Raw genomic sequence first — 25,442 nt, forward strand, 5'->3', positions numbered from 1 at the left:
TGAAGGAGTTAATATATTGATGAAAAATGAGCGCCACGTTTTAGTTGTTTTCCCGCATCCGGATGATGAGTCGTATTGCGTGGCTGGAACAATTTTGGCTTATACTGAGCAGAAAGTCCCTCTTACTTATGTTTGCTTAACGTTAGGTGAAATGGGGAGAGCGATGGGAAATCCTCCTTTTGCAACACGTGAATCCTTATATGCTATAAGAGAGAAAGAACTAAAGAGCGCTACTAATATTTTAGGGATTAAAGATTTACGTATGATGGGATATCGTGATAAAACGCTTGAATTTGAAACTCCTGGAGAATTAAGAAGTGTAATACAAAAATATGTGGAAGAATTGAATCCTTCGTTAGTCATTTCTTTTTATCCGGGATATGCAGTGCATCCAGATCATGATGCAACAGGAGAAGCGGTAGCCAGGGCGTTAGCTAATATTCCGGAAAATAAAAGGCCAACATTTTATGCTGTAGCTTTTTCAAATAATCATGAAGCAGAAATAGGACCTCCAAGTTTTAAAAATGAAGTAAAAGAATATGTTCCAAAAAAGCTCGAGGCATTGCAAGCACATGCATCACAATTTGCGACTAAGGTAACGGAACTGAAAAGAGAGTATGAAGATGGTGTTCCAGAAACAGTTGAGTGGTTAGAAAGAGAACCGTTTTGGATATATTCATTCAAAGATAAAAATATGTGATGCTACATCTGAAGGTGATGAATATGTATTTTGAATATAAGAATCGAAAGGTTTTTTACAATATAGAAGGATCGGGGCCTGTCATATTGTTTTTACACGGTCTTGGAGGAAATTCGAATAATTGGTTATATCAAAGAAAATACTTCAAGAAGACATGGACCGTAATCTCACTCGATTTACCTGGGCATGGGAAATCCGAAGGGATGGAAATTAGTTTTAAAGAATATTCAAATGTTTTATATGAGTTATGTAATCATTTAAAGCTAAAATCAGTAACAATTTGTGGTCTTTCAAAAGGAGCTAGAGTGGGTATCGATTTTGCTATTCAATATCCACGTTTTGTTTCTAGCTTAATTGTTGTAAATGCATTTCCCTATTTAGAACAGGCAGATCGTAAAGAAAGACTTGAAGTATATGATTTACTTAGCTTACAGGATAAAGGGAAAACTTGGGCGGATACGTTATTGAGAGCAATGGGAGTAGAAGATAATGATGCAATTGTCCGAGGATTTCATCAATCCCTACAAACGATTCATCCGATTCATATTCAAAGGTTATTTGCTGAATTAGTTGATTACGATCAAAGACCATACCTCTCTAACATTGCATGTCCTGTATTAATAATACGAGGAGAGAATGATTATTTTGTTCCGGAAAAGTATGTGAGAGAATTTGAAAAACACCTGAGAAACGTGACTTTCGTTGAGTTGAAAAATAGTGGACACTTGCCTTATTTAGAACAGCCTACTAGCTTTAATGTGACGGTAGAGGCATTTTTAAATCATGCGCTTGATTAATACCATTTATGCAGTGAATACTGTTATTAATGAGTTCAGGACACCAGCTTGGAGAGGAGGGAACTAAATGGAATGGCAACCGAATCGTGAAGATAAGATACCAGTTTATAAACAAATTGCTGATTACATTGAAAGAGGCATTTCTACCGGTGAATTCCCTTCTGATAGAAAATTGCCTTCCGAGCGTATGTTAGCACAGAATTTACAAGTGAACCGGAGTACGGTCGTAGCTGCTTATGAGGAATTGAAATCACTTGGGGTAGTAGAACGGAAAAAAGGAAGCGGCACTCGGGTGAATACAGATATATGGGGTGTGTCACATAAACGAATACCGAACTGGGGTAGGTACGTTGAGGATGGATCGTTCTTACCTAATGTACCACTTGTTCAACAAATTCGAACGGAAACACAAAAAGATGATTTAATCAATTTAGCGAGTGGTGAATTGTCATCAGATTTAATTCCGAGTGATAGATTTCGAACAATTTTGTCGGAGAAAACATTTATGGGAAATCTCGGTTATGACCATCCGCTTGGAAATGAAATGTTGCGAAAAACCATTGCGGCACATGTCGAGCAATATAAACAAATAGAAGCAGATTCAAGCTCTATTCTTATTACATCTGGAGCTCAGCAAGCACTTAATCTTATCGTTCAATGTTTGTTAAAGCCTGGAGATGCGATTGCAATTGAGGATCCCTCCTATTGTTATTCACTTCCAATGTTTAAATCAGCAGGTTTAAAAATATTCCGTTTACCAGTTGATCAGCATGGTATGAATCCAGATGACTTAATCGATTTGCACAAAAAGCATCGCATTCGTATGGTGTTTTTAAATCCGGATTATCAAAATCCAACTGGAACGGTACTTTCATTGGCAAGACGTAAAAAGGTTTTAGAACTATCTTCTGAATTTGGTATACCGATTGTAGAAGATGATCCGTATAGTTTGACTTCTTTTAATGGAGAAGTGAATCCAACATTGAAATCGATGGATCAAAATGGGAATGTTCTTTATGTGAGCTCATTATCAAAAATTGTTGCATCAGGATTACGTATTGGTTGGGTAATTGGCCCCACGCGCGTAATTGAGAGATTGGCAGATGCGAAGCAGCAAGTTGATTTCGGTCATAGTGTATTTACACAGTGGGTAGCGAACCAATTTTTAGAATCTGAGGATTTTCATACGCATATTACGATGCTTCGTGGACAACTGAAACAAAGAAGAGATGAGTTAATTAGAAAGCTTGAAGAAATATTAGGGGACCAGATTGAATTTTTTGTTCCTGAGGGCGGAATACATTTATGGTGCAAAGTGCAAGGAACGTTTGATGAATATCATTTACTAGGTGAATCTATACAAAATGGTGTAGCATTTGTCCCAGGAAGCGTCCTAGGTTCGAAAAGTGAATATATCCGATTTACTTTTGGCAGAGCGAATGTAGAACAAATTCAGCTTGGAGTTACAAGGTTTGCGGAAACATTAAATGAGATTTCATAATAGTGAAGCGTAATATGGAAATGAGGGAAAGAAATGAAGTACGTGACGCTTTTACTTCAAGTAGGCGTGCTATATGTGTTTAGCTTAGCTGGTACGTGGATTCAAGGAGTATTCCATCTGTCGATGCCAGGAAGTTTAATAGGGATGTTAATATTGTTTCTACTCCTTTCTACTCGTGTTTTTCCATTAAAGTGGTTTGAGGTAGGGGCAGAAAAGTTAATAGTATTTTTACCGTTATTTCTAATTCCTTCGACAACAGGATTAATGGAATATGGATCTTTTCTTTTAAGTAAGGGGAGTGTTATATTCCTTTTAGTAGTTGCAAGTACGGTAGTAACATTGATTGTTTCAGGGTATGTAAGTCAATTATTAGTAACATCAAAAAAATAAAATCGACAAGGTGCACGATTCAAATGGTCTTAATTATTATTACTGTAGTAATTTATTTATTGGCGACAAAGTTATATAAAAAATTTACGTTTCCATTTACGTTACCGGTATTAACAGTTACAGCAATTATGATTTGCTTATTTTTGATATTTGGTATTTCTCATCATGAGTATAAGGAAAATGGGGGAGACATTCTTTCAGGTTTTTTGAGTCCTGCAATTGTAGCGTTAGCCATACCTCTATTTAAAGAGCGAAAGATACTTATGAAAAACTTTTTAGCGATACTAATCGGCGTAGTGATAGGTATAGTGGCTTTAACGAGTATGAATGTAGTGATTGGTGGAATTTTAAATATAGATAAGGAACTTATATTAACAACTTTACCACAATTAGCGACAATGCCTATTGCCATTTCATTAGCGGATCAAATTGGTGGCATTCCATCTATGACTTCTAGTTTTGTAGTTGTTGCAGGAATAACAGGTGCTATTATCGGACCGACAGTACTTAAGTTTTTCCGTATAACAAGTACGATTGGAAAAGGAGTGGGGATGGGCTGCGCATCACATATTATTGGTGTGAGCCGTCTAGTGAAAGAAGGAGAGAAAGAGGCAACTATCGGTTCGGTAACGATGATTGTAACAGGGATACTTATTAGTATATTAGTACCTTATGGAGTGAAATTTTTATTTTGAAAATTAATGAATCGTAATAAGGAGTATAACACTACTCATTTTAGAGCGTAATGGAGATGATGAAAATGACAACATGGTTTATAGTTACATTATTTATTTTTGGTGCTCTTAAAGTACTAGTTTCTAGTATGCCAACTTCTGTTGTAGAATCAATTATTAGTAGATTTGAGTTACACCAAAAACTTGATGAGGAAAATACTACTGTAACGGTAGATGGGGAAAGTATAGAAGGAGAAATGAAACTTCAAATTATTCATGAATTTAACGAGGCTTTATTTTTAGATAAGCATTATTTTCCACCGCAAGGGAATGGAACACCGATAGTCATGGAGACGAAGAAAGGAAAAAGAGAGATTAGATTTTCTATATATAGCTACGAGGAACACGTTGATGTGGTAAAGCAATATAAGAAGAAAGTAGTTGCATATCGTTTGCGGTCAAAAAGCCTTCAAAGTCGTTCAGTAGCAGTAACTGAAGATTATGCTTAAGGAGAGACCGTTATTATAACGGTCTCTTTATTATAGGTAGGATGTATATAATTAATTATTCATATCGTAGTCCATTGGAAAGCTCTTCAATAGCTTTCCAATGGACTACGATAATTTGTTTGTTATTTTTATGAATTATATCGTTAGCTATTAGTTTTTCAATGACTCGATTAAGATGACGGGTAGTAGTCCCGATTAATGAGGCGATTTCATGATGATCTTTAGTATGAATTTCTCGCCCAAATAAATTAGAAGGATTTCGGGCTGTACATAAATAACTAGCAAAGCGTGTCTCCACAGAAGCCAGTAAATTGATACGTGAAGCTGTTGTGCAAGTTTGGAGTTTATAAGTGACATGATGAATTAGCTCTTGAAGAAAGACTACATCGTGTAATAAGTAACTTGTTACATAATTTTTATCGATAAAAAGAAAATCAGACTGTTGTTCGGAAATTACATGAGATTGTATGTCTACGGATTGAATTAATTCAATATCCCCCATGATAGAAACTGCAGAACAAAATCGTAGTAATAATGCTTTACCTGTAATTACACTTGAAGTTATTTTTGTACGTCCTGACATTTGAATGTAAAGGCCGTCGATAGCTGCACCTTCTTGTAGTATAGTTTCTTTTGCTGCATATCTGCGAATCTCAAATGGATGATTGAATTGTTGGAATAGCTTCTTTATGTACTCATTATTTAAGTAGCTTAATAATAAGGTATTATCTGCAATCTTTTGCATAATGTTTCTCCTTTTGGGACATCTGTCCTATCTATTATAAAATAATTCATATATATTAAAAAGAAAGGAGTGATGTATATGAAATTTATTTTTGATATTGATGGTACTATTTGCTTTAAAGGAAACGCAGTAACGAAAGAGATTATTCAAGCGCTAGACGTTTGTCATAGTATAGGACATGAGATTATATTTGCATCTGCTAGACCAATTAGAGATTTATTACCTGTTCTACCAACTCATATGCATCATTATTCAATGATTGGTGGAAATGGTGCTTTTATCGCAAAGGATAGAGAAATTGTTGAAGTTATACGTTTTGACATTGAAACAGTAAGTGCTATGCGTTCAATCATAGAAAAGTATAGTCTTTCCTATTTGGTAGATAGTCAATGGAACTATGCTTATACAGGAAGTGAGAGTCACCCTATCTACAAAAACATAGACCCTAATCAATTGGCTATTAATATGAATATTGATGAAATTGGTGAAGTAGTAAAAGTGGTTTTATTTCCTGATAATATAAAAAAAGAATTAATCATAAATGCGTTGGAAGAACTTCCTATAAGAATATATGAGCACGATAAAGAGGGGATTATTGATATAAGTCCGCCACATATTGATAAATGGGAAGGTTTAAAACGATTAGGTATAAAAGAGGGAGAATTCGTAGTGTTTGGTAATGATTCGAACGACTTATCAATGTTTATACATGCTAAGGAAAGTATTTGTGTTGGGAGTCATGAAGTATTAATAAATCATGCGTCCGTATGTTTAAAGGTTGACGAGCAAAGTATTGTTGATAAAATTATTGAGTTAGCAAAGTCATATGCATAAAAATGTGTATGTGAAACATAATAAAAACGGGTACTAAAAGGATTGTTAGCCTTTTAGTACCCGTTTTTATTAATGATTGACTGATAGACTTTCCATATGAAAAATAAAAACAACATATATCCAAACAAAGAATAACTATGCTGCCAATCCGTACTATGTACAAATAAGCCTAGCCTCTCAGCAACTTGTTCAAAAATACTAGCACAAAGCCCTATTAAAATAATAAATAGAGTTCTAGAAACTGCAGATAATGTTTTTGAAATTTGTATGAAAATGATTGTTAAAATTGGTAGCACAAACAACGTAAAGCCTATGTTAACTGAAAATATAGATGAGAAAGGTCTAACTGGAAAGGAATATATTTGTGTATGCACAAAGAAAGCATCTAAGCAAGTTCCAATAATAGAAGAAAGTAAGACTGTAACTAATAATGCTAAAAAATCATTCTTCTTCTCGAAGGAGGACATTTTTCTTTGCGAGAATTGCGAGTTCAATTTTTTCGAGTGTTTTGCAGTAGTCTTCTGTAATTTGTCCATTTATATTTTCCTCCTTATCAACTAAATAATTTACAACTTGCCAATCGTTAAACCAATCTTCATTTTCAACTTCTTCATGTTTCATATCCCGCCATGCATAGATGAGTGCAGGGCTGTATATACGATACGCGTCACTACGTAACTGGCATTTCTTTATTCGGCGTTTATAAAACTCACGCGAAAAAGATTCATTTACACTAGAAAATAAATGAGGCCAGTAATCTTTTCTTGAGCCTGTATGTGGATGGTGATCGACCCAGTTTATTATTTGAGATAAAATATGTGTATCCCGAAATAACAATGAATACAAACGTTTTCCAAGTGAAATTCGTTCATGCAAAGAGGTGAAATGTTTCATTGTATCACCAAATAGTAATACTTTTTGCTTTTTATCATTTTCGTAAAATGGGAAAAGGATATGATTAAACTGAAAAAAATCAAAGAGTTTAAATCCAATACTATTTAATACAGTCTTTTTAAAGTGTGTATTTTGAATAACTCTTTTTTCTAAGTAGTTTTGTTCATTAATAATAGTTGCGATCGCTAATGTTTTTTTGTTACCTGTTTTCCAAAAATCGTTCCACATTGTTTCCATAAATGTAGAAACATTTAAGTGAGTGAGAAGGTGAAATAGCTTTTTTGATTTTTTTACACTTTGCTCATATAGTAAAAATTGAGGATATACATCTTGGAAAATGAGCCAATTTCCTCTTTCTAAAAAAGAGAAAAATGTAATTTGATCTTTCTCGGATAAAAGCCTCGTATATAAATCTCCCTTTAAATCTGTCATATTCCAGCCACCGTTACGTGATACGATATGCCCAAGTAGTGCCCAATGTATTTCTGGATATTGAATGTAAAATTGGTAGTATGCACGTGTTCTTGTGACGTTATTTTTATTTAGTTCTTTTGTCTGAGCTTTAATTTTATCGATGATAAGTTGCTCTTCTTTCGTTAATTTACACATTGTATCAGAATGGATGAGGTTGCTTTTTTGTATTAACTCATTTTTCACGTCGAATAGGGAGAGAGGGAGTACTTTGGAAGGTTCGTTATTTGTGTTGCTTGAATTGCTTCGGTACATTCCATTACCTCCCTTTGCTATGAGTTTAAATGTGGTATTGGTTATGAATCATTCCATTTATCCCGCTATTAACGAGCAGTAAGACTCCCATCTCAAAAGTCGGCTAAAGCAAAGAAGTTAGGTGAGGGTGGGGCTGCTCGTAAAAGCCCGATTGATTCAACTAATAATCAGTGGGGGATGGACAAAATCCCCACTAATTAAAGTTTCACTTTATTTTATTACGAGTATAAGAAATAAATGAGCGGTGTTTTTTAAATCAGTAATATAGTGATCATTCAAACAGTATAAAGAAAATCTAATTGCTAAGAAGTGAAATGAAAAACAGAAACTATTAAAAAATAGTTTCTGTTTTTTTATTTTGTCAATTAAATGTAACAAACGACGATTATGATTTGAATCAATTGAAAATAATTCAATAACCTTAATAAATACAATTTGAATTGAAATGTATGGTAGGAGGAAAAGGAATGCTTAATAAAATAATTTTAATTACTGGTGGTACAGGTTCGTGGGGACATGAACTTATAAAACAACTATTAGAAAAATCAACGAAAGAAATTAGAGTTTTTTCAAGGAATGAAACGGTTCAGTTTGAAATGCAGCAACAGTTTATAAATGAAGAGAGATTAAAATTTATTATTGGAGATATTCGTGATAAAGAGCAACTAGTATATGCTTGCCAAGGTGTACATTATGTATTTCATCTTGCAGCTTTAAAGCATGTTCCAGTATGTGAATATTATCCTTATGAAGCTATAAAAACAAATATACATGGTACGCAAAATGTAATTGAAGCATCTATCCAGAATCAAGTTGAGAAAGTTATATATGTTTCAACTGATAAAGCGGCCGATCCATCAAATACGTATGGGATGACAAAAGCAATTGGTGAAAAATTAATGGTTCATGCGAATGTGCAAACGAAGAAAACAAAATTCATTTGTGTTCGTGGCGGAAATGTTTTAGGAACGAGTGGAAGTGTGGTACCGCTTTTTAAAAAGCAAATTAAGCAATCTTCAAAAGTAGGGATTACCGATGCAAATATGACTAGATTTTTCTTAACCATTGAAGATGCTGTTGGATTGTTATTTAAAGCAGCATCTGAAGGAAGAGGAGGAGAAATCTTTGTTATGAAAATGCCAGCATGTAAAATAACGGATTTAGCGAAAGTATTGATTGAAGATTCAAAAAAAGAAAACGTGAAGATAAAAGAGGTAGGAATAAGACCTGGTGAAAAATTAAGTGAAATGCTTTTATCTGAGGTAGAGAGTAAAACAAGTATTAGTTTTGATCAAAATTATTTTGTGGTACTACCGACTATTCCTATAGAAGGACTTCAAGAATATTATGCTAGTTATCCGCTTGTGGATGTGAATAGTTTTAGTTCTCAACAAGACTTACTTACAAAATACGAGGTGAAACAAATGTTAGAAAAAGGAGGGTTTTTACGATGAAAAAAAATGCGAGCCTTTTAATAACTGGTGCAAATGGCTTCACAGGACGTCATGCTTACCAATATTTTTTAGAGCAGGGCTTTCATGTAATTCCTATGTTTCAAAATCGTTCACATAGAGAAAAAATCGAAAATGGTATTACTTGTGATTTAACAAATAAGAGTGAAGTAATGAAGGTAATTAAACAAATAAAACCAGACTATGTATTGCATTTAGCAGGAAGAAACTCAGTTAATGAGTCTTGGACAGCTTCTCTGGAATATATAGAGATTAACGTAATAGGGACTTTATATTTATTAGAAGCCATTAAGCAGGAAGCCTCGCATTGTAAAACATTAGTTATAGGATCTGCATTGCAAGCAGATAGTATGAAAAATATAAAAGTTTCAAATCCATATAGTTTAAGTAAAACTATGCAAGTCATTATTGCAGAGGCTTGGGGCGGATTAATGGATTCAAATATTATCATTGCAAAGCCCTCAAATTTAATTGGTCCAGGAGTATCGAATGGCATTTGTTCTATTCTTGCAAAAAAAATGATAGATATACAGTTGGGGAAAAGTGAACCAATTATTGAAATAAACAGTTTGAAAGATAGTAGGGACTTTCTGGATGTACGTGATGCAGTTAAAGCGTATCATGTGTTATTACGTGATGGTATAAATGGAAAACAATATAATATTGGATCAGGAGTAAAACGCTCTTTATTAGATGTATTGGAGCAATTTAAAGGATTAACACAGCTGAATTTTACTATAAAAGAAAAAGAGAATAGTGGGAGCAGCTCAAATGAAAATTTATTATTAGAGGATATAAAAAAATTAGGATGGATCCCAGAAATTCAATTTCAGCAATCATTAAAAGATGTACTTGAATATGCGAAGTGTAGTGAAATCTGCATTCAATAAAAATATAAAAGGATGTAACAAATATATGAATTGTTATGAAGCGATAGATAATCAAAGTACGCTATTTCTTTCGATTGTTGATACGTTGGATTGGAAAGATGAAGAAGCGCATGTGTTGCACCTCTATGAGGCGATAAATCAATATCGAGCGTATGTGGAAGAAAAAAAGGTTGATCGAATAAAGCCAGCACTAGAGACTAGAACTAGGCATGTGATTCAAGTTTTTGCTCAGTATGAGTGTAGTGAGTATGGAAATGATTTTTATGAACTCATCAAAGATCTCTTACAAGATATAGGACTTGAGTTAAAGATTAATATAAAGCTAGATTTTTAATGATAAAGGTGGATATAAGTTATGAATAAAAAGATTCTCTTTACTGGGGGCGGTACAGCCGGACACGTAATGATTAATATGGTATTGATTCCTAAATTTATAGAAAAAGGATGGGGAGTTGAGTATATTGGATCTCAAAATGGAATTGAAAAATTATTAGTTCAAAATGTTAAGTATAATAGTATTTCAACAGGAAAACTTAGGAGATATTGGGATTGGGAGAACTTTAAAGATCCTTTTAAAATTATAAACGGTTGTTTACAAAGTTATAAATTAATTAAGAAAATGAAGCCTGACGTTATCTTTTCGGCAGGAGGATTTGTTTCAGTTCCTGTAGTTATAGGGGCATGGTTAAATCGTGTACCTATAATAATACGTGAACCAGATAGTACGTTAGGGTTGGCAAATAAAATAGCATTACCTTTTTCTAAAAAACTATGCACAACATTTCCTCAAACAGGGGGTAATGTAAGTACTGAGAAGAAGGTTTATGTAGGGCCAATTGTAAGGGAAGAAATTGAGAGAGGTAACGTATTACGAGGAAGAAGCTATTGTAAATTTCAGCAAGATAAACCGGTATTGTTAATAATGGGTGGGAGTCAAGGTGCTAAGTGGATAAATGATATGGTAAGGAAAAGTTTAGATACATTATTATTAAATTTTAATATTGTTCATATGTGTGGTAAAGGGAAGGTGGATTCTTCTATCGGAATGGAAGGTTATATGCAATTTGAATATATAGGGGAAGAGTTACCGCATATACTGAATATGGCAAGTGTTGTAGTTTCCAGGGCTGGTTCTACTGCTATTTCTGAATTGTTATTTTTGAAGAAACCGATGTTGCTTATTCCGTTAACTAATGGTTCCAGTAGAGGGGATCAAGTTTTAAATGCTGACTATTTTTCTAGGCAAGGATATGCGGAAGTTTTACTTCAAGATAGAGTAAACAGTAGTACATTTACACATGCAGTAAATAAGTTGTATACAAATAAGGAGAGATATATTCAAAACATGAATGGATATAAGAAAACAAATGATGAGGGGATTCATCAATTAATAGATATAATAAATGAAGTGGTGAAGTAATAGAAATTTAAATAGAAATACAAAAGGAAAGAAGGTATCTTCTTTCCTTTTTACTATAGTTGCTCAAATTCATTATTACTTATACCGATTAGCTATGTACTATTGGTGAATACCGATTTCTAATAGCTCAGTAAATGCATTAGTATGAATAGGTTTACTGTAATAGTAACCTTGAATAAACTGACATTTATTTTTTTGAAGGAAATTTACGTGTTCTTTCGTTTCTACACCTTCAGCAATGACAGACATTCCTAATGTATTTGCTAATGTGATGATCGTTTTAATGATTTCCATTCCATCTTCACACGTTTCAGACATTGTAAGAAATTCTCTCGGGATTTTTAACGTATCGATGGGATATAAAGGTAAGTAGGCTAGGGAAGAATAGCCTGTACCAAAGTCGTCGATTGAAATGTGAATCCCTAAACTTTTTAGTGTACGCAGTTTTATCAATGTTTCTCTCTCATCCATCATTGCAATTCGTTCTGTTAATTCTAGATCAAGGGAACTTGCTGGTAAGCCTGTAGTTGCTAAAGTAGAAGAAATAGATTTTACAAAGCCTTCTTGTTCAAATTCTTTAGCAGATAAATTTACCCCTATTTTTAAATGCGAATATCCGAGTGTGTGCCAACGTTTCATTTGCTCACAAGCCTGCTGTAATGTCCATTTTCCTATTGGAATAATTTGTAGTGTTTCCTCTGCAATCGGAATAAACTCGTATGGAGAAATAACACCTAATTCAGGATGATTCCACCTGATTAAAGCTTCTGCACCGATAATTTTATTAGATTCACTATCAACTTGAGGTTGATACAAAAGGAACAATTCTTCATTTTGTATTGCGTTTGGTAAATCTTTTTCTAATCGTAATCGTCTTTCGATTTTTTTAGCGATTACATCGTCATAAATAGAGACAGAGTTAAGCTCTTTTGCCTTTGCATCATACATTGCAACATTAGCGTTTTTTAAGAGTGTAGCGGTATCGATTCCACCAGATGGATATATAGCGATCCCGATACTAAGTGATAAAGTTAATTTATGCTCATGTATGACAAACGGCTTTTCCATGCTTTCAAATAATTGGTTACATAACTCGAATAAGGAATCTTCGTCAGTATAGTTTTCAATTAAGATTGTAAACTCATCACCACCGATTCTTGACAGATGAGTATGTGATGGAAGACATGATTGGAATCGCTTTGCTACTTCTTCTAATATGTAATCACCTGACGAATGTCCAAGTGTATCGTTAATTACTTTAAAGCGATCTAAATCTAAATATAATAATGCAAACTCACTTTGTGTTGTTTTAGCATTTTTTATAAATTTTCTTAGCTTTCTATGGAAAAAGGATCGATTCCCAATTTTCGTTACAGTATCGTGGAATGCTAAATATTTTATTTCTTCTTGTTGTTTTTTTAGTGCGGTAATATCCTTTACCATAATATAGCTTCCTGAAATTTGTCCATCTATTATAATAGGAACGATGGTAACGTATAAAAAATAAGTAAAGCCATCTTTATATTGAGAACTAAGTTGTAAGGATGCTGATTCTTGTTGTTTAACTTTTTCTAATGCAGATATCAGTTTATGTTTATCTGCATCTAAAATGATAGAAAAACATGTCTCACCAAGTAACTCGTTCGTTGGTGCTCCAAGTAGTATACTTCCTGCTTTATTTACATTTAAGAATATTCCATTTAAATCAATCGTAAAAATGGGATCAGGATGATATTCATATAATGATTTGAATTTTTGTTGTTTCTGAGATAGGGCCTCTGATTTATGGACTAAATCAGAAGTTCTTAAAGTAACTTTTTCTTCTAGTTGAGCATTAAATACTTGTAAACGTTTTGTTAGGCTGTCGTTTTGCATACGCACAATAGAATGGCGAATAAGTACGAAAACAAAAGCGATACAATTCCCTGTAATGAGAGTTGAAGATGATGTTTGTTCTTTTAACGTAAACCCGATTAGTATTGCAACAGCAAGATAGGGAAATACGACTAAAACTTTCTTTCCTAGTATAGGGTTTACAATGAAATAATTTTTATGGCTATTATCATCTTCTGAAATAGACCCAGCTATTGCGATAAGCAATATAGGTATTCTATATAAAAGACGTAAAAATGTTATAGTGTCAGTTGATAAATGGGTATTTAAGTAAAAATAAATATAGTTAAAAGTTGCAGAACTAATTAATACAAAAATAAAGATATAAATTTTCCGCTTGGACTTAAAAATTGTTGGGCGGAAAAAGAGACTAACACCTAGTAGAAGAAATAATAGATCTGCAATTGGATATAGAAATGAAAGGAAAATATCTCCGAGTGAAAGTGAGAATATATTTAAATTTGGCTGATTAAATAAATACCATTCTAATGTGAATATGGAAGTAAGTACTATACATATATCACAAATAAAGAAAGCTTTTTCCCATTTATTGCATTCTTTTAAGATCTTATAGCAAAAAGCGATAAGGCAGAAGAATAGAAAAAACATGTAAAATACATCAGAAATAGTAAAATGATGTATTGGAAGTTCGAAAAAGGTATCTTGATACGTATATACTATTTTTCCTAATAAAAAACTACCAATTGCAATTGTAATACATATCCAAAAAGGATTTGAACTAACTTTTTTAGAGTATATAGAGTAAATTAGCGATATAAATGTAATGACTTCAACGATGAGTGAAGCGAAGCGTACATTGAAATTTGAAAAATTAGTAGGGAACAGAAAGAAAAACATAAAATAGATTGAATAGCATATTAATGTTGTGATTAATATACATAGTTGTAAATTTTTATTTAATTTCAATAAAATCACCTTCTTTAAGTATGCACTATATTCGTAATATCTATACATAATAATATTACTTAAGGATTGTATCAGATTTCCTTATAAAAAGCATGCTTATAAGAAAAAAATGAAGAGTATAATACTTCTTAAAATTGAAAAAATGTTGTAGTTAATAATTTTTAGGTTATAAGGAATGTAGATGAAATTTGTATATTTAGTCATCCTGTAAATTTAAAAGATTTTTTAGTAATTTGCAAGTGAAGATGCAAAATTGCATATAAAGTGAGGGGAACTTCTCTCTAGATGAGGGGGATTTTTCGTTATTAAAGTGTATTAAGTAAGACCTTTGTATGTACCTATTCTCATACTAATGAGGGATTAAAGAAACGTGTTGATTATATACAATAATATGTAATACAGTAATTGATTTTTAATATGGAGGGAAAATCACGATGAAATGGGTGAAGTTTAGAATAGCACGTCCAACAGACAAGTTTGAAGCGGTTATAGCATTCTATGAAGAAGGATTAGGTTTAAAACGTATAGGAGAGTTTAATGACCATGACGGCTATGATGGAGTCATGTTTGGTCTACCAGATGAAGAATTTCATTTAGAATTTACAAGACATATAGATGGAAGCCCATGTCCTGCTCCAACAAAAGATAATTTACTTGTATTTTATATTAAAGAATGTAATGAAATAGAAAAAGTGAGTAAAAGGCTGCACGCAATGGGATACGATGAAGTAGATCCAGAAAATCCATATTGGAAAGAAAAGGGGATTACTATAGAGGACCCAGATGGTTGGAGAATTGTATTGATGCAAATAGAAGAATGAGGCTAGAGAAGTTTCGAATTTTGATAGAGTAAAAGAAAATATAAAAAAGTTTCCTTGGAGGAGATACACTCATAGGGAAGCTTTTTGTATTTGTAATCTGAAAATTAAGATTTGAAATTAACTTCTGAAAAGATGTAAAATGAGAACGTGTATTCTTTTGAGTTTGAGCGGGTTGTTTTTAAAGGTGAATATAAAAATAGGGAGGTTTTTTTATGATATGCCGGATTAGGGATGCAGAAGTATACTATGAAATCATTGGAGAAGGAAAGCCAGTACTTATCATACATGGGTGTTCTCCTGACCATAGATTAATGAAGAAATGTATGGAAACAGTGTTTCAGAAGTCTGTAGGATATCAACGAATTTATATTGATTTACCTGGAATGGGGAAATCGAATGCCCCAGATTGGATAAATAGTTCAGATTGTATATTAGAACTGTTAACTGCATTTATTGAGAAAATCATCCCAACTAAAGATTTTTTACTAGTAGGAGAGTCTTACGGGGGATATTTAGCTAGCGGGATACTTTCAAAGATGTTTGATAGAGTTAATGGATTATTGTTAGTATGTCCTGTTGTTGTAGCGCAACGAGAAAAAAGGCTTCTTCCAGATAAACAGGTAATTGTAAGAGATGAAGAATTTTTAAACGCGCTTACTTCAACCGAAAGGGAAGAATTTTGTGAATTAGCAGTGGTTGCGAATGAGTATACATATAAGCGTTTCAAAGAAGAAATTAAGCCTGGGCTAGATATTGCTAATGATGGGTTTATTGAAAGATTACAAAAGAATTACTCTCTTACTTTGGACTTCCAGCATAAAAAATATGAGAAACCTGTTCTTTTATTAGCTGGAAGACAAGATATATCGGTAGGTTATCAAGATATTGTAGGAATCATTGAAGATTATCCAAGAGCAACATTAGCGGTATTAGATATGGCGGGACATAATTTACAAATTGAACAGCCTGAATTATTTGAGAGTTTAGTTTTGGAGTGGGTTAGACGAACTGCTCAGCAAAGTTCATAAAAAAAGAATAAATTAATATTTTGATTGTATTCAAGTTTTGATACGGAAAAGATTAAAGTAAGTAATTAACTTATAAATATTTTCAAGGAGGAATTATGAATACATATATCTATATGGTTAGGCATGGTGAATCACCAAAATTAGAAGGAGATGAAAGAACACGTGGATTAACTGAGAAGGGAACTTTAGATGCCCATAAAGTAACTGAGATATTAAAAACAGAGGGGATTGATACTTTCATTTCAAGTCCGTATAAGAGGGCAATGTTAACAATAGAAAAGTTAGCTAATTCCCATGAAAAAGAAATAGTAGTATATGAAAATCTCAAAGAGTGTAGATTTTTAAGTGAGGATAAGATTATATCAGATAAGGAAGTGTATCCACTCGTAAAGAAGATGTTCTCTAATCCAGATTTCACACTAACTGGAGGAGAGTCGTATGTGGATTGTCAGAGAAGAGTAGTGAAAATATTAAAAGAAATATTAATAGATTTTCAAGGACATAAAATTGTAGTTGGTACACATGGGCTTGTAATGACATTGATGATGAACTATTTTGATAACCAATATGGGCTTGAATTTTTAATGAATACATCAAAGCCAGACGTATATAAGCTGGAATTTAAAGACGAGCAATTAATAAATGTAGAGAGATTATGGAGAGAGAAATGAAATGGATTATATGGAGTGTGTTTTAAAAATTACTTTTAAAACACACTCTTTTTTTGAAGAGAAATAGTTTTTATCAACTATTTTTAGAATGTTAAATTAATAAGTAATTATTCAGATTTTGAATAATTTATTGGAAAATTGGTTTAGGGAAACAATTTTAAATGTGACAAAACTCCAAACGCTGGATTTATATTCAATAGGAGAAAAAAATGTAGAATTTTGTCTTACTGTACACGTTTACTTTTCATTTCTTAACATATAGGCTTTGTGGTGTAAGGGGGGACATCGCCTTTACACTAAAATTATAAGGGGGTCATTGTGATGAAAAAAATGAAAAAATTTGCAGGAGTAGCTCTAGCGGGTTCAATTGGATTAAGTGGATTACTTTTTTTAGAACCAAGTGTAAGCGCTGCAGAAACACCACAAGCGAAAGAGGAGAAGTTCAATACTATTAATGTAGCGATGAATCAAAGTGAATCTTATTTATTGAGTGGTAGAAGTATTGATATTCTTTCAGGAGATAAAGAAGCGGTACAATTAAGTAATTATACAGTTCAGTTCAATAAACCGGGTAAGTATGTTATTAGAGTAAATGGTTGTATTTATAATGATGTATATACTTTTATTGTGAATGAGTAGTATATGCTCTTGATGTTTAATTAAATATATATTATCGGATGAAAAAAGAAACACCCTATTTGCGGTGGGAATCGTAAATAGGGTGAATTATTTGTAAGAAAGTTAATGAAAAGAGTAATTGGTATTAAGTTATGTTTTATATATTTTCATTAATTTGCTCTTTGTTTTTGCTATCTAAAGTATGTAAGAGTGTTTGAAATATCTTAAATGATTGCTGAAAGATTGGACTTTGAATAAAAGTGTATAGAAAAGTTACGATGAAAACAGGACCTCCTAGCATATATCCAATAACTAGTACAAAGCATTCTACAATGATTCGAGCACGACTAATAGATAACCCAGTTTTGTCAGAAATAGTAAGCATGAATCCATCGCGAGGTCCAGCACCAATCCCAGCCGCAACATACATCCCTCCCCCAATTCCTGTAATTGCAATACCAGAAAATAAAATGAGTAAGTTTATCCATAAATAATCACTAGCGTTTGGAAGGATGTTTGATCGTAAGAAAAAGTCCATAATAGGACCGATAAGTAGTGCATTTAAAAATGTACCTACGTTTATATATTTTGGATCTACTAATAAAGAGATAAGAACGAGGCATAACCCACATATGACACTCCAAGTACCAAGTGTCCATCCGAATCGTTCATAGAGAGCCATATTTAATACTTCCCAAGGGTGTAAACCGAGGAATTTAACTTTGACTGCGAGAGCATTTCCAAGTCCAAAAAAAATTAATCCTAGGAAAAAAAGAAAATAGCGAAAGAGAGTTAGCCTCATCTTTAAAACCTCCCAATATATAATGATGTATATTACATGTTTGAATTTAAATGTACAAATATTATGTCTTTTTATGATTTATTAAAAATGTAAATGGATATATATTTTCACAGTCAAAAAAGTTAAAATATTTCGTTTTAAGGATTATAATGGAGAAAGAAACAGAAAAGGGAGTGAAAGAACTTGAAACAAGAACTTATTGAAAGATTTACGAGATATGTAAAAATTGATACCCAATCAAATGAAGAAAGTCATATAGTACCAACAACACCTGGACAAATTGAATTTGGTAAGTTATTAGTGGAAGAGTTAAAAGAGATTGGATTATCAGAAGTGACGATGGATGATAATGGTTACGTAATGGCAACATTACCTGCAAATACAGATAAAGATGTTCCTGTAATCGGCTTTTTAGCGCATTTAGACACAGCAACAGATTTTACAGGGAAAAACGTAAACCCACAAATTCATGAAAATTTTGATGGTAATGCGATTACGTTAAATGAAGAATTAAATGTTGTGTTAACACCTGAACAGTTCCCGGAATTACCATCATATAAAGGACATACAATTATTACAACTGATGGTACAACACTTCTTGGAGCAGATGATAAAGCTGGTCTTACAGAAATCATGGTAGCAATGAACTATTTAATACATAATCCGCAAATTAAGCATGGGAAAATAAGAGTAGCATTTACACCGGATGAAGAAATTGGTCGTGGACCAGCGCATTTTGATGTAGAAGCGTTTGGTGCATCGTTTGCTTATACGATGGACGGAGGTCCATTAGGTGGTTTAGAATATGAGAGTTTTAACGCTGCAAGCGCTAAATTAACTTTTAAAGGGACAAATACACATCCTGGAACAGCGAAAAACAAAATGCGTAACGCAAGTAAACTTGCTATGGAATTCGATAGACAGTTGCCAGTAGAAGAGGCGCCAGAATATACTGAAGGGTATGAAGGTTTCTATCATCTACTCTCTTTAAATGGTGACGTCGAGCAAAGTAAGGCTTACTATATTATTCGAGATTTTGATCGTACTCATTTTGAAGCGCGTAAAAATAACATTAAAGATATTGTGAAAAACATGCAAGAGAAGTACGGTGAAAATGCGATTGTTTTAGAGATGAATGATCAGTACTATAACATGCTTGAAAAAATTGAACCAGTGCGAGAAATTGTTGATATTGCATATGAAGCGATGAAAAGTTTAAATATCGAACCGAACATCCATCCAATTCGTGGTGGAACAGATGGATCACAATTATCGTATATGGGATTACCAACGCCAAATATTTTCACTGGTGGTGAAAACTATCACGGTAAATTTGAGTATGTTTCGGTAGATACTATGGAAAAAGCTGTTCAAGTAATTGTAGAAATTGCAAGACGATTTGAAGAACAAGCTTAAAAAGAGAACCAAGTAGTAATGAAGTGCTACTTGGTTCTTTTCTATAGTAAAAAATACAAAGTGAAACTTGTTACAAGACGTTTGTAAAAGGGGGAAATGTTATGAGTGAAAATCAGTTTCATGGTTATATAGGGACATATACCAAAGCAGAGAGTAAGGGGATTTATAAATTTATACTTGATACGAACATCGGAGAACTTAAAGGGATTGAATTAGCAGCTCATATAGGAAGTCCGACATATGTAACGATTAGTCATAACAACGAGTACCTTTATTCTGTTGCGAAAGATAATGGGTTAGGTGGAATTGCTAGTTTTTCCATTCATAATAAATCCGGTAATCTAAATTCGATTAACATGCAAGTTTTAGAAGGGGTATCGCCGTGCTATGTAAGTGTGAATCGGGAGAATAGTATAGTAGTAGCAGCGAATTATCATAAAGGAACAGTTGAATCTTATATAGTGAAAAAGGGTAGTGGAAGTATAAATACTGCTACGACAATTGTAGAACATAAAGGTTCAGGACTGAATAAGGAAAGACAAGAAAAGGCGCATGCTCATTATGCGAATTTTACTCCTGATGAAAAATATGTAGTAGCAGTTGATTTAGGAATAGACAAGGTGATTACATATAAAGAAAGTGACGGAGGATTAATGGAAGCTGCTTGTTTATCTGTTAAACCTGGTAGCGGTCCGAGACATCTTGTATTCCATCCCAATAAACATCTTGCATACGTTATGACGGAACTAAGTTCAGAGATTATTGTACTGCAATATGATGCACATAGTGGTAGTTTTAAAGAAAAACAATATATCTCTACATTACCTGAAGATTATAGTGAAGAAAGTTATGGAAGTGCAATTTATATCTCTTCAGATGGCAAATTTGTTTACGCAGCAAATAGAGGGCATAATAGTATCGCAGTTTTTCGAGTAAATGAGCATAATGGAGAGCTAACTTTTATTGAAACAGTATCGACAGAAGGAGATTGGCCACGGGACTTTTCTTTAGATCCGACAGAAAGATTTTTAATTGCTGCGAATGAAAAATCTAATACATTGACTTTATTCTCTAGAAATGAATTAACGGGGAAATTAGTGCTCTTACAGGATGGAATAAGTGCGCCAGAACCGGTATGTGTGAAGTTTTTGCATGTGAAAAAGTAGATAGGAGAACATTTATGAATTTCAAAGATTATAAGGTCTGTCATATATATGGACAACAAATGTGGCATGATCAAGCTATTATTATTGGAAATAAAGAAGGGTTAGAGCAATTAAGGGATATGATTGATTTGGCAATAAATGAAAATCAAAGTGAAGAAGTTTTCTTTCCAGTTGATTTCGAAGGATATACTTTAAAAGTCATGTGTGTAGAAGACGATGAGAAGTTAGAACACTTATCTTTACCATATCATGATGAAAACTATTATACAAAAAGCGATGATGAAATATCACCTGAAAATATATTAAAAAAAAGCACTTAAAAATGCTTTTTTTTAATATAGAACACGCCACAAATAAAAAGTCGCGTAAGACTCCCACTGTATCCAATTTACTGCAAATTCTTTTATTTCATTTTTAGTCGGTTTCTTTTCGGAACCTGTTATAAATTTAATTGCATTATGCAAACCAACATCATCAATTGGAAAAGCTGAAGGGAATCGTAAACAACGCATCAAAACATAGTGAGCTGTCCATGGCCCTATACCGCGAATGCTAGTTAATTGTTTTTCAGCTTGCTTCACATCTTGTATTTGTAATAGAGATTCTTTTGATAATTTACCTTCTGTAATGAGCTGCGCGACGTCAATTAAGTATTCGCACTTTCTTGTAGTCATTTTTAACATTGCGAGATCTTCTACACGTAGATTTGCTATTACTTCAGGTGAGGGGAATATCCAATGTTTTCTATCGTTCCAATCTACATAATCGCCAAAATTTTCGACTAATCTTCTTTTTAGAGTATAGGCATATGTGAGGTTGATTTGTTGACCTAGAATCCCCCAGCATAGTGCTTCAAATAAATCCGGAATTCCCAAAGTACGAAGACCGTAAAATTCTTTAATGGGTTTTTGAAGGAGTGGGTCGTGTTTAGCTAATTTATAGAAGGGAGCTAAATCAGTAGTTAAATCAAACCACTCTTTTACATAGTTAGATACGGCATCGTGTGCCCATTTTTCAGAGACATATGATTCTCCTAAAAAACGTATTTGAATATTACTATCGGCATTCAAACCAATTTCAACTAATGGATTTATGTTTTGAACAGGAATGACTTTATAGATTTTATTGTTTTCAATATGAAACATACATTCATTTTTAGAACGTGATAGATAGCGTAAGTTTTCTTGAAAACTAAATTCTTTTGGAACGACTAAAGACAATATTTCATTACAGCCCTCTGTCATATTTACTCCTCCCGAAGCGCTTCTAATTTGAGCAATTCTTTTTTCATTTCTAAACCACCTCTAAAACCGGTAAGTTTACCATTTTTCCCAATAACGCGGTGACAAGGAATAGTGATAAGCAGAGGATTTGCCCCAACGGCAGTCCCAACTGCACGTACAGCGTTAGGTTTTTGAATTCTTTCCGCAATCTCTGAATAAGAATGTGCCTCCCCATAAGGAATTTCACGTACTGTATTCCAAACAGCTAATTGAAATGCAGTTCCGTAAACATCGATAGGAATTGTAAAGGTTTCTAGTTTGGTTTCCAAATACTCGATAAGTTCTTTTGTATATGTTTGCAGATGATCTGGATTTTGGATGAATGTATGTTGTGGCAGTTTTTTGCTAGCCCACGTATTTAGTTCTTCAAAAGTTTCATTTTGCGATCCGATGAAGCATAATCCATTTGAAGTAGCTGCAATATGCATACGCCAATGTTTATGAATAAGCAATGTCCAATATATAGTTTTATTTTCATATGGTTTCATTATTTCATACCTCTTTTATTCCGTTCTTTTTTCGATATTCAGTAGGGGTAAATCCTGTCTTCTTTTTAAATAAAGTCGCGAAATACTCCGGATTTTCTATCCCGACATCAGTACTAATTTCCATAATGGATTGATTTGTATGTGAAAGGTATTCTGTCGCTTTTTTAATTCTGAATTGCTGTATATATTCTATTGGACTAATCCCTACAATTTTCTTGAAAGTGCGTTGTAGATGATAAGGGCTACCATGGCATATTTCTGCGAGTAAGTCGAGGGTTAACACGTCACAATAATGTTTTTGGATATATTCTTTAATTTGCTCTACCCATTCTTCATTAGGTAAAGTTAGCCCGTTTGGTTTACAACGTTTACACGGACGAAAATTTTCATGTAATGCTTGCTCTGCCTTAAGAAAAATACGTACATTGTTTTTATTCGGCATTCTCGATTTACATGATGGTCGGCAAAAAATACCGGTTGATTTTACAGCGTAAAAGAATTTGTCATCATATGTGGAGTCATTATGAATAATTGCTTGCCAATACTCATTTGTTACTGTGAACTCTTCATTATGCACAGAACATCACCTCTGGCATTAGTATAACCTGAATAAAGTACGTATGTACGTATTTACGAATGTAAGAGCAAGATTACAAAGATGAAACTATGATAGGGTATCTATTTTGTGTTAGCATGAAAATTGAAAATGCACATCAAGAGGAGGAACATAGATGAAGTTGATTTCATGGAATGTAAATGGTTTGCGAGCAGTTATTGCAAAAGGTGGATTTCTAGAATATCTAGAAGAATTTAATGCAGATATATTTTGTTTACAGGAAATTAAATTACAAAGTGGACAAATTGATTTAAATCCCGAGGGATATTATACATATTGGAATTATGCTGTGAAAAAAGGCTACTCAGGAACGGCTATTTTCACGAAAAAAGAACCGATTTCTGTTACATATGGTTTAGGGATTGAAGAGCATGATCAAGAAGGACGAGTTATTACGTTAGAATTTGATGATTTTTATATGATAACGCTGTATACACCAAATTCTAAACGAGGATTAGAACGTTTAGATTACAGAATGGAATGGGAAGATGATTTCAGGGCGTATATTAAGCGGTTAGATGAGAAGAAACCAGTTGTTTTTTGCGGTGATTTAAACGTTTCTCATAAAGAAATCGATTTAAAAAATCCGAAAAGTAATCGGAAAAATCCTGGTTTTTCGGATGAAGAAAGAGAGAAATTCACATGTGTTTTAGAGGCGGGATTCATTGATACGTATCGCTATCTTTATCCTGATCAAGAAGGAGCGTACTCATGGTGGTCATATCGTATGGGTGCAAGAGCGAAAAATATCGGTTGGCGTTTAGACTACTTTGTGATTTCTGAAAGGCTAAAACATAAAATTACCGATGCGAAAATTAATAGTGAAGTGATGGGATCGGACCATTGTCCAGTTGAATTACATATAGATTTCTAAAAAAAGAAGTATCTTCCTGAAAAAAGGAGATACTTCTTTTTTGTTCAGTTTGTTAAAATTTTTCAAATCATTCTTGAAATAATCTGATATTAAATATATACTTAATAACGATAATCATTATCACTGTTAGTGATTATCGTGGGATGAGGGTTGTAAAGAATTTAATACTAGGGGAAGTGAACGAGAATGGCTCTCCATTTTACGTAGATTTATTAATGATGTGAAATATAGATGAGGATTATGTTTCATATAATTAAGTTTCATTGTTGAAATAATATATTTGAAGATTTCGAGAGGAGATATATAAAGATGAACAAGAAGTTATTTACATTAGGGATGGTTACAGTTTTAAGTGTTGGTTTAGCAGCATGTAATAGTGCAGACAAAACTTCTGGGGAACAAAAACAACAGACAAAGGCTACGGAAACGAAAAAAGACGAAAAGCGAAAGATTACATATTTAGGTAAAGAATATACAGTACCAGCAAAAGTAGATAAAATTGCGACAGCTAGTTTAGAGTCAATGGAAGATGCGGCAGTACTTGGAATTAAACCGGTAGGTGCAATTACGGTTGGTGGGAAATTACCAGGGAACGTTGCAAAAGATTTAGAAGGTGCGAAATCTGTCGGTGAGAAAATGGAACCCAACTTTGAAACATTACTTCAATTAAAACCTGATGTTATTACATCAAGTACGAAATTCCCAGCAGAAGCGGCTGAGAAATTTACGAAGGTAGCTCCAACAATCCCAATATCACATGTTTCTACAGATTGGGAAGAAAACTTAAAATTAATGGGAGAACTATCTGGTAAAAAAGACAAAGCAGAAAAAATTATTAAGGATTATAAAGCAGACGCTGAAAAAGCGAAAGCAAAAATTGGAGATAAGTTAAAAGATAAAAAGGTACTTGTAATAAGATTAAGAGCGAATACATTATTCGTTTATCCAGAAGGAGTATACTTCAACCCTGTAATTTATAAAGACCTTGGATTAACTGCTCCAGAACAACTTAAAAATGTAAAAGCGCAAGAGAAACTCTCTTTAGAACAACTGGCTCAAATAAATCCAGATTACGTATTTTTACAATATGAAGCAAGTGAAAATAATAAACCGAAAGTGCTAGAAGAAATAGAAAGTAATCCAATTTGGCAAAGTGTAAATGCTGTAAAAGAGAAGAAAGTATTTGTAAATACTGTAGATCCTATTGCACAAGGTGGTACTGCTTGGAGTAAAACAGTATTTTTAAAAGAAGCAGTGAAAAATTTGACTAAATAATAAAATTAGTAA

28 protein-coding genes are annotated in these 25,442 nt (G+C 33.2%); 20 read left to right on the top strand and 8 right to left on the bottom strand.

The features are described 5' to 3' along the window. Positions 1-19: 19 nt before the first annotated feature. The 6 genes from bshB2 (at position 20) to ABH959_RS08160 (ending at position 4,571) form a co-directional block, all read left to right on the top strand. Positions 20-700, top strand: coding sequence for a bacillithiol biosynthesis deacetylase BshB2 (gene bshB2 / locus ABH959_RS08135; protein WP_404491799.1), 681 nt, complete (start codon positions 20-22; stop codon positions 698-700). Continuing rightward, complete coding sequence (locus tag ABH959_RS08140; RefSeq protein ID WP_404492445.1) at positions 700-1,497, top strand: alpha/beta fold hydrolase; 798 nt, start codon at positions 700-702, stop codon at positions 1,495-1,497. Before bshB2 ends, ABH959_RS08140 begins: the two co-directional genes overlap by 1 nt. 67 nt (positions 1,498-1,564) lie before the next feature. After that, positions 1,565-2,998 carry a MocR-like pyridoxine biosynthesis transcription factor PdxR gene (gene pdxR, locus ABH959_RS08145; protein WP_002088019.1) on the top strand — a complete coding sequence of 478 codons (1,434 nt, stop codon included), beginning with the start codon at positions 1,565-1,567 and terminating at the stop codon, positions 2,996-2,998. Between the two features lie 33 nt (positions 2,999-3,031). After that, the gene (locus tag ABH959_RS08150; RefSeq protein WP_113936857.1) at positions 3,032-3,388 is read left to right on the top strand and encodes a CidA/LrgA family holin-like protein; all 357 of its coding nucleotides are present in this window, start codon (positions 3,032-3,034) and stop codon (positions 3,386-3,388) included. Positions 3,389-3,411: 23 nt separating this feature from the next. Further along, complete coding sequence (locus ABH959_RS08155; RefSeq protein ID WP_002088016.1) at positions 3,412-4,083, top strand: LrgB family protein; 672 nt, start codon at positions 3,412-3,414, stop codon at positions 4,081-4,083. Between the two features lie 65 nt (positions 4,084-4,148). Further along, positions 4,149-4,571, top strand: coding sequence for a YfmQ family protein (locus tag ABH959_RS08160; RefSeq protein WP_404492427.1), 423 nt, complete (start codon positions 4,149-4,151; stop codon positions 4,569-4,571). Positions 4,572-4,626: 55 nt separating this feature from the next. On the opposite strand, the gene ABH959_RS08165 is transcribed toward ABH959_RS08160, so the two are convergent. Continuing rightward, on the bottom strand, positions 4,627-5,316 hold the full coding sequence (locus ABH959_RS08165; RefSeq protein WP_113936859.1) for a Crp/Fnr family transcriptional regulator: 690 nt from the start codon (positions 5,314-5,316) through the stop codon (positions 4,627-4,629). A 78-nt stretch (positions 5,317-5,394) separates the two neighbouring features. On the opposite strand from ABH959_RS08165, the gene ABH959_RS08170 reads away from it, so the two are divergent. Further along, positions 5,395-6,150, top strand: a complete 756-nt coding sequence (locus ABH959_RS08170; RefSeq protein WP_113936860.1) for an HAD-IIB family hydrolase — start codon at positions 5,395-5,397, stop codon at positions 6,148-6,150. A gap of 53 nt (positions 6,151-6,203) precedes the next feature. On the opposite strand, the gene ABH959_RS08175 is transcribed toward ABH959_RS08170, so the two are convergent. Both ABH959_RS08175 and ABH959_RS08180 read right to left on the bottom strand, forming a co-directional pair. After that, entirely contained in the window at positions 6,204-6,617 is a 414-nt protein-coding gene (locus ABH959_RS08175) for a CBO0543 family protein (protein ID WP_404492446.1), read from the bottom strand. Next, a complete protein-coding gene (locus ABH959_RS08180; RefSeq protein ID WP_404492428.1) occupies positions 6,592-7,770 on the bottom strand; it encodes a DUF2515 domain-containing protein in 1,179 nt (392 codons plus the stop codon). The genes ABH959_RS08175 and ABH959_RS08180 overlap by 26 nt, the downstream gene beginning before the upstream one ends. Before the next feature lie 467 nt (positions 7,771-8,237). On the opposite strand from ABH959_RS08180, the gene ABH959_RS08185 reads away from it, so the two are divergent. The 4 genes from ABH959_RS08185 to ABH959_RS08200 are packed head-to-tail and all read left to right on the top strand — an operon-like array spanning position 8,238 to position 11,552. Beyond that, the gene (locus tag ABH959_RS08185) at positions 8,238-9,224 is read left to right on the top strand and encodes a UDP-N-acetylglucosamine 4,6-dehydratase family protein (RefSeq protein WP_404492429.1); all 987 of its coding nucleotides are present in this window, start codon (positions 8,238-8,240) and stop codon (positions 9,222-9,224) included. Next, positions 9,221-10,132 (top strand): SDR family oxidoreductase, encoded by a 912-nt coding sequence (locus tag ABH959_RS08190; RefSeq protein WP_113936864.1) that lies wholly within the window; start codon positions 9,221-9,223, stop codon positions 10,130-10,132. Before ABH959_RS08185 ends, ABH959_RS08190 begins: the two co-directional genes overlap by 4 nt. A gap of 25 nt (positions 10,133-10,157) precedes the next feature. Then, positions 10,158-10,466: a DUF6572 domain-containing protein gene (locus ABH959_RS08195; protein ID WP_060752180.1), complete on the top strand. Its 309-nt coding sequence runs from the start codon at positions 10,158-10,160 to the stop codon at positions 10,464-10,466. Between the two features lie 21 nt (positions 10,467-10,487). After that, positions 10,488-11,552 carry an undecaprenyldiphospho-muramoylpentapeptide beta-N-acetylglucosaminyltransferase gene (locus ABH959_RS08200; RefSeq protein WP_113936865.1) on the top strand — a complete coding sequence of 355 codons (1,065 nt, stop codon included), beginning with the start codon at positions 10,488-10,490 and terminating at the stop codon, positions 11,550-11,552. Between the two features lie 99 nt (positions 11,553-11,651). Here ABH959_RS08200 and ABH959_RS08205 read toward each other — a convergent pair whose 3' ends face one another. Beyond that, positions 11,652-14,372 carry a putative bifunctional diguanylate cyclase/phosphodiesterase gene (locus ABH959_RS08205; RefSeq protein ID WP_404492430.1) on the bottom strand — a complete coding sequence of 907 codons (2,721 nt, stop codon included), beginning with the start codon at positions 14,370-14,372 and terminating at the stop codon, positions 11,652-11,654. Between the two features lie 434 nt (positions 14,373-14,806). Here ABH959_RS08205 and ABH959_RS08210 point away from each other — a divergent pair, with 434 nt between their 5' ends. The 4 genes from ABH959_RS08210 (at position 14,807) to ABH959_RS08225 (ending at position 17,531) form a co-directional block, all read left to right on the top strand. Then, positions 14,807-15,193, top strand: coding sequence for a VOC family protein (locus tag ABH959_RS08210; protein ID WP_002066723.1), 387 nt, complete (start codon positions 14,807-14,809; stop codon positions 15,191-15,193). A gap of 212 nt (positions 15,194-15,405) precedes the next feature. Beyond that, positions 15,406-16,221: an alpha/beta fold hydrolase gene (locus ABH959_RS08215; protein WP_113936868.1), complete on the top strand. Its 816-nt coding sequence runs from the start codon at positions 15,406-15,408 to the stop codon at positions 16,219-16,221. Positions 16,222-16,316: 95 nt separating this feature from the next. Beyond that, a complete protein-coding gene (locus tag ABH959_RS08220; protein WP_113936869.1) occupies positions 16,317-16,892 on the top strand; it encodes a histidine phosphatase family protein in 576 nt (191 codons plus the stop codon). 321 nt (positions 16,893-17,213) lie between these two features. Further along, positions 17,214-17,531: a hypothetical protein gene (locus ABH959_RS08225; RefSeq protein ID WP_404492431.1), complete on the top strand. Its 318-nt coding sequence runs from the start codon at positions 17,214-17,216 to the stop codon at positions 17,529-17,531. A gap of 136 nt (positions 17,532-17,667) precedes the next feature. On the opposite strand, the gene ABH959_RS08230 is transcribed toward ABH959_RS08225, so the two are convergent. Continuing rightward, a complete protein-coding gene (locus ABH959_RS08230; RefSeq protein ID WP_404492432.1) occupies positions 17,668-18,312 on the bottom strand; it encodes a YczE/YyaS/YitT family protein in 645 nt (214 codons plus the stop codon). A 183-nt stretch (positions 18,313-18,495) separates the two neighbouring features. Between ABH959_RS08230 and pepT the strand changes: the two genes are divergently transcribed. From pepT to ABH959_RS08245, 3 genes are all read left to right on the top strand, one after another. After that, entirely contained in the window at positions 18,496-19,728 is a 1,233-nt protein-coding gene (gene pepT, locus ABH959_RS08235; protein ID WP_404492433.1) for a peptidase T, read from the top strand. Between the two features lie 101 nt (positions 19,729-19,829). Beyond that, a complete protein-coding gene (locus ABH959_RS08240; protein ID WP_113936873.1) occupies positions 19,830-20,894 on the top strand; it encodes a lactonase family protein in 1,065 nt (354 codons plus the stop codon). Between the two features lie 14 nt (positions 20,895-20,908). Continuing rightward, a complete protein-coding gene (locus tag ABH959_RS08245) occupies positions 20,909-21,214 on the top strand; it encodes a hypothetical protein (protein ID WP_016362105.1) in 306 nt (101 codons plus the stop codon). Between the two features lie 12 nt (positions 21,215-21,226). Here ABH959_RS08245 and ABH959_RS08250 read toward each other — a convergent pair whose 3' ends face one another. From ABH959_RS08250 to ABH959_RS08260, 3 genes are read right to left on the bottom strand one after another with little or no spacing between them, the layout of a single operon-like run. Then, entirely contained in the window at positions 21,227-22,138 is a 912-nt protein-coding gene (locus ABH959_RS08250) for a DNA-3-methyladenine glycosylase 2 (protein ID WP_404492434.1), read from the bottom strand. Positions 22,139-22,140: 2 nt separating this feature from the next. Beyond that, positions 22,141-22,665: a methylated-DNA--[protein]-cysteine S-methyltransferase gene (locus tag ABH959_RS08255; RefSeq protein WP_113936875.1), complete on the bottom strand. Its 525-nt coding sequence runs from the start codon at positions 22,663-22,665 to the stop codon at positions 22,141-22,143. Positions 22,666-22,669: 4 nt separating this feature from the next. Next, the gene (locus ABH959_RS08260) at positions 22,670-23,242 is read right to left on the bottom strand and encodes a bifunctional transcriptional activator/DNA repair enzyme AdaA (RefSeq protein WP_113936876.1); all 573 of its coding nucleotides are present in this window, start codon (positions 23,240-23,242) and stop codon (positions 22,670-22,672) included. Positions 23,243-23,396: 154 nt separating this feature from the next. Between ABH959_RS08260 and ABH959_RS08265 the strand changes: the two genes are divergently transcribed. Together ABH959_RS08265 and ABH959_RS08270 are read left to right on the top strand one after the other, a co-directional pair. Then, positions 23,397-24,155, top strand: coding sequence for an exodeoxyribonuclease III (locus ABH959_RS08265; RefSeq protein WP_404492435.1), 759 nt, complete (start codon positions 23,397-23,399; stop codon positions 24,153-24,155). Between the two features lie 309 nt (positions 24,156-24,464). Then, complete coding sequence (locus ABH959_RS08270) at positions 24,465-25,430, top strand: iron-hydroxamate ABC transporter substrate-binding protein (protein WP_002087985.1); 966 nt, start codon at positions 24,465-24,467, stop codon at positions 25,428-25,430. Positions 25,431-25,442 lie beyond the last annotated feature (12 nt).

It is taken from the genome of Bacillus sp. RC51, assembly GCF_044908115.1.
In the GTDB taxonomy this organism is placed as follows: Bacteria; Bacillota; Bacilli; order Bacillales; family Bacillaceae_G; genus Bacillus_A; species Bacillus_A mycoides.

Bases quoted from the DNA above. Each gene is read 5' to 3' on its own strand.
- bshB2 (WP_404491799.1), top strand. From the start codon at position 20: ATGAAAAATGAGCGCCACGTTTTAGTTGTTTTCCCGCATCCGGATGAT.
- ABH959_RS08140 (WP_404492445.1), top strand. From the start codon at position 700: ATGCTACATCTGAAGGTGATGAATATGTATTTTGAATATAAGAATCGA.
- pdxR (WP_002088019.1), top strand. From the start codon at position 1,565: ATGGAATGGCAACCGAATCGTGAAGATAAGATACCAGTTTATAAACAA.
- ABH959_RS08150 (WP_113936857.1), top strand. From the start codon at position 3,032: ATGAAGTACGTGACGCTTTTACTTCAAGTAGGCGTGCTATATGTGTTT.
- ABH959_RS08155 (WP_002088016.1), top strand. From the start codon at position 3,412: ATGGTCTTAATTATTATTACTGTAGTAATTTATTTATTGGCGACAAAG.
- ABH959_RS08160 (WP_404492427.1), top strand. From the start codon at position 4,149: ATGACAACATGGTTTATAGTTACATTATTTATTTTTGGTGCTCTTAAA.
- ABH959_RS08165 (WP_113936859.1), bottom strand. From the start codon at position 5,316: ATGCAAAAGATTGCAGATAATACCTTATTATTAAGCTACTTAAATAAT.
- ABH959_RS08170 (WP_113936860.1), top strand. From the start codon at position 5,395: ATGAAATTTATTTTTGATATTGATGGTACTATTTGCTTTAAAGGAAAC.
- ABH959_RS08175 (WP_404492446.1), bottom strand. From the start codon at position 6,617: ATGTCCTCCTTCGAGAAGAAGAATGATTTTTTAGCATTATTAGTTACA.
- ABH959_RS08180 (WP_404492428.1), bottom strand. From the start codon at position 7,770: ATGTACCGAAGCAATTCAAGCAACACAAATAACGAACCTTCCAAAGTA.
- ABH959_RS08185 (WP_404492429.1), top strand. From the start codon at position 8,238: ATGCTTAATAAAATAATTTTAATTACTGGTGGTACAGGTTCGTGGGGA.
- ABH959_RS08190 (WP_113936864.1), top strand. From the start codon at position 9,221: ATGAAAAAAAATGCGAGCCTTTTAATAACTGGTGCAAATGGCTTCACA.
- ABH959_RS08195 (WP_060752180.1), top strand. From the start codon at position 10,158: ATGAATTGTTATGAAGCGATAGATAATCAAAGTACGCTATTTCTTTCG.
- ABH959_RS08200 (WP_113936865.1), top strand. From the start codon at position 10,488: ATGAATAAAAAGATTCTCTTTACTGGGGGCGGTACAGCCGGACACGTA.
- ABH959_RS08210 (WP_002066723.1), top strand. From the start codon at position 14,807: ATGAAATGGGTGAAGTTTAGAATAGCACGTCCAACAGACAAGTTTGAA.
- ABH959_RS08215 (WP_113936868.1), top strand. From the start codon at position 15,406: ATGATATGCCGGATTAGGGATGCAGAAGTATACTATGAAATCATTGGA.
- ABH959_RS08220 (WP_113936869.1), top strand. From the start codon at position 16,317: ATGAATACATATATCTATATGGTTAGGCATGGTGAATCACCAAAATTA.
- ABH959_RS08225 (WP_404492431.1), top strand. From the start codon at position 17,214: ATGAAAAAAATGAAAAAATTTGCAGGAGTAGCTCTAGCGGGTTCAATT.
- ABH959_RS08230 (WP_404492432.1), bottom strand. From the start codon at position 18,312: ATGAGGCTAACTCTCTTTCGCTATTTTCTTTTTTTCCTAGGATTAATT.
- ABH959_RS08240 (WP_113936873.1), top strand. From the start codon at position 19,830: ATGAGTGAAAATCAGTTTCATGGTTATATAGGGACATATACCAAAGCA.
- ABH959_RS08245 (WP_016362105.1), top strand. From the start codon at position 20,909: ATGAATTTCAAAGATTATAAGGTCTGTCATATATATGGACAACAAATG.
- ABH959_RS08250 (WP_404492434.1), bottom strand. From the start codon at position 22,138: ATGACAGAGGGCTGTAATGAAATATTGTCTTTAGTCGTTCCAAAAGAA.
- ABH959_RS08255 (WP_113936875.1), bottom strand. From the start codon at position 22,665: ATGAAACCATATGAAAATAAAACTATATATTGGACATTGCTTATTCAT.
- ABH959_RS08265 (WP_404492435.1), top strand. From the start codon at position 23,397: ATGAAGTTGATTTCATGGAATGTAAATGGTTTGCGAGCAGTTATTGCA.
- ABH959_RS08270 (WP_002087985.1), top strand. From the start codon at position 24,465: ATGAACAAGAAGTTATTTACATTAGGGATGGTTACAGTTTTAAGTGTT.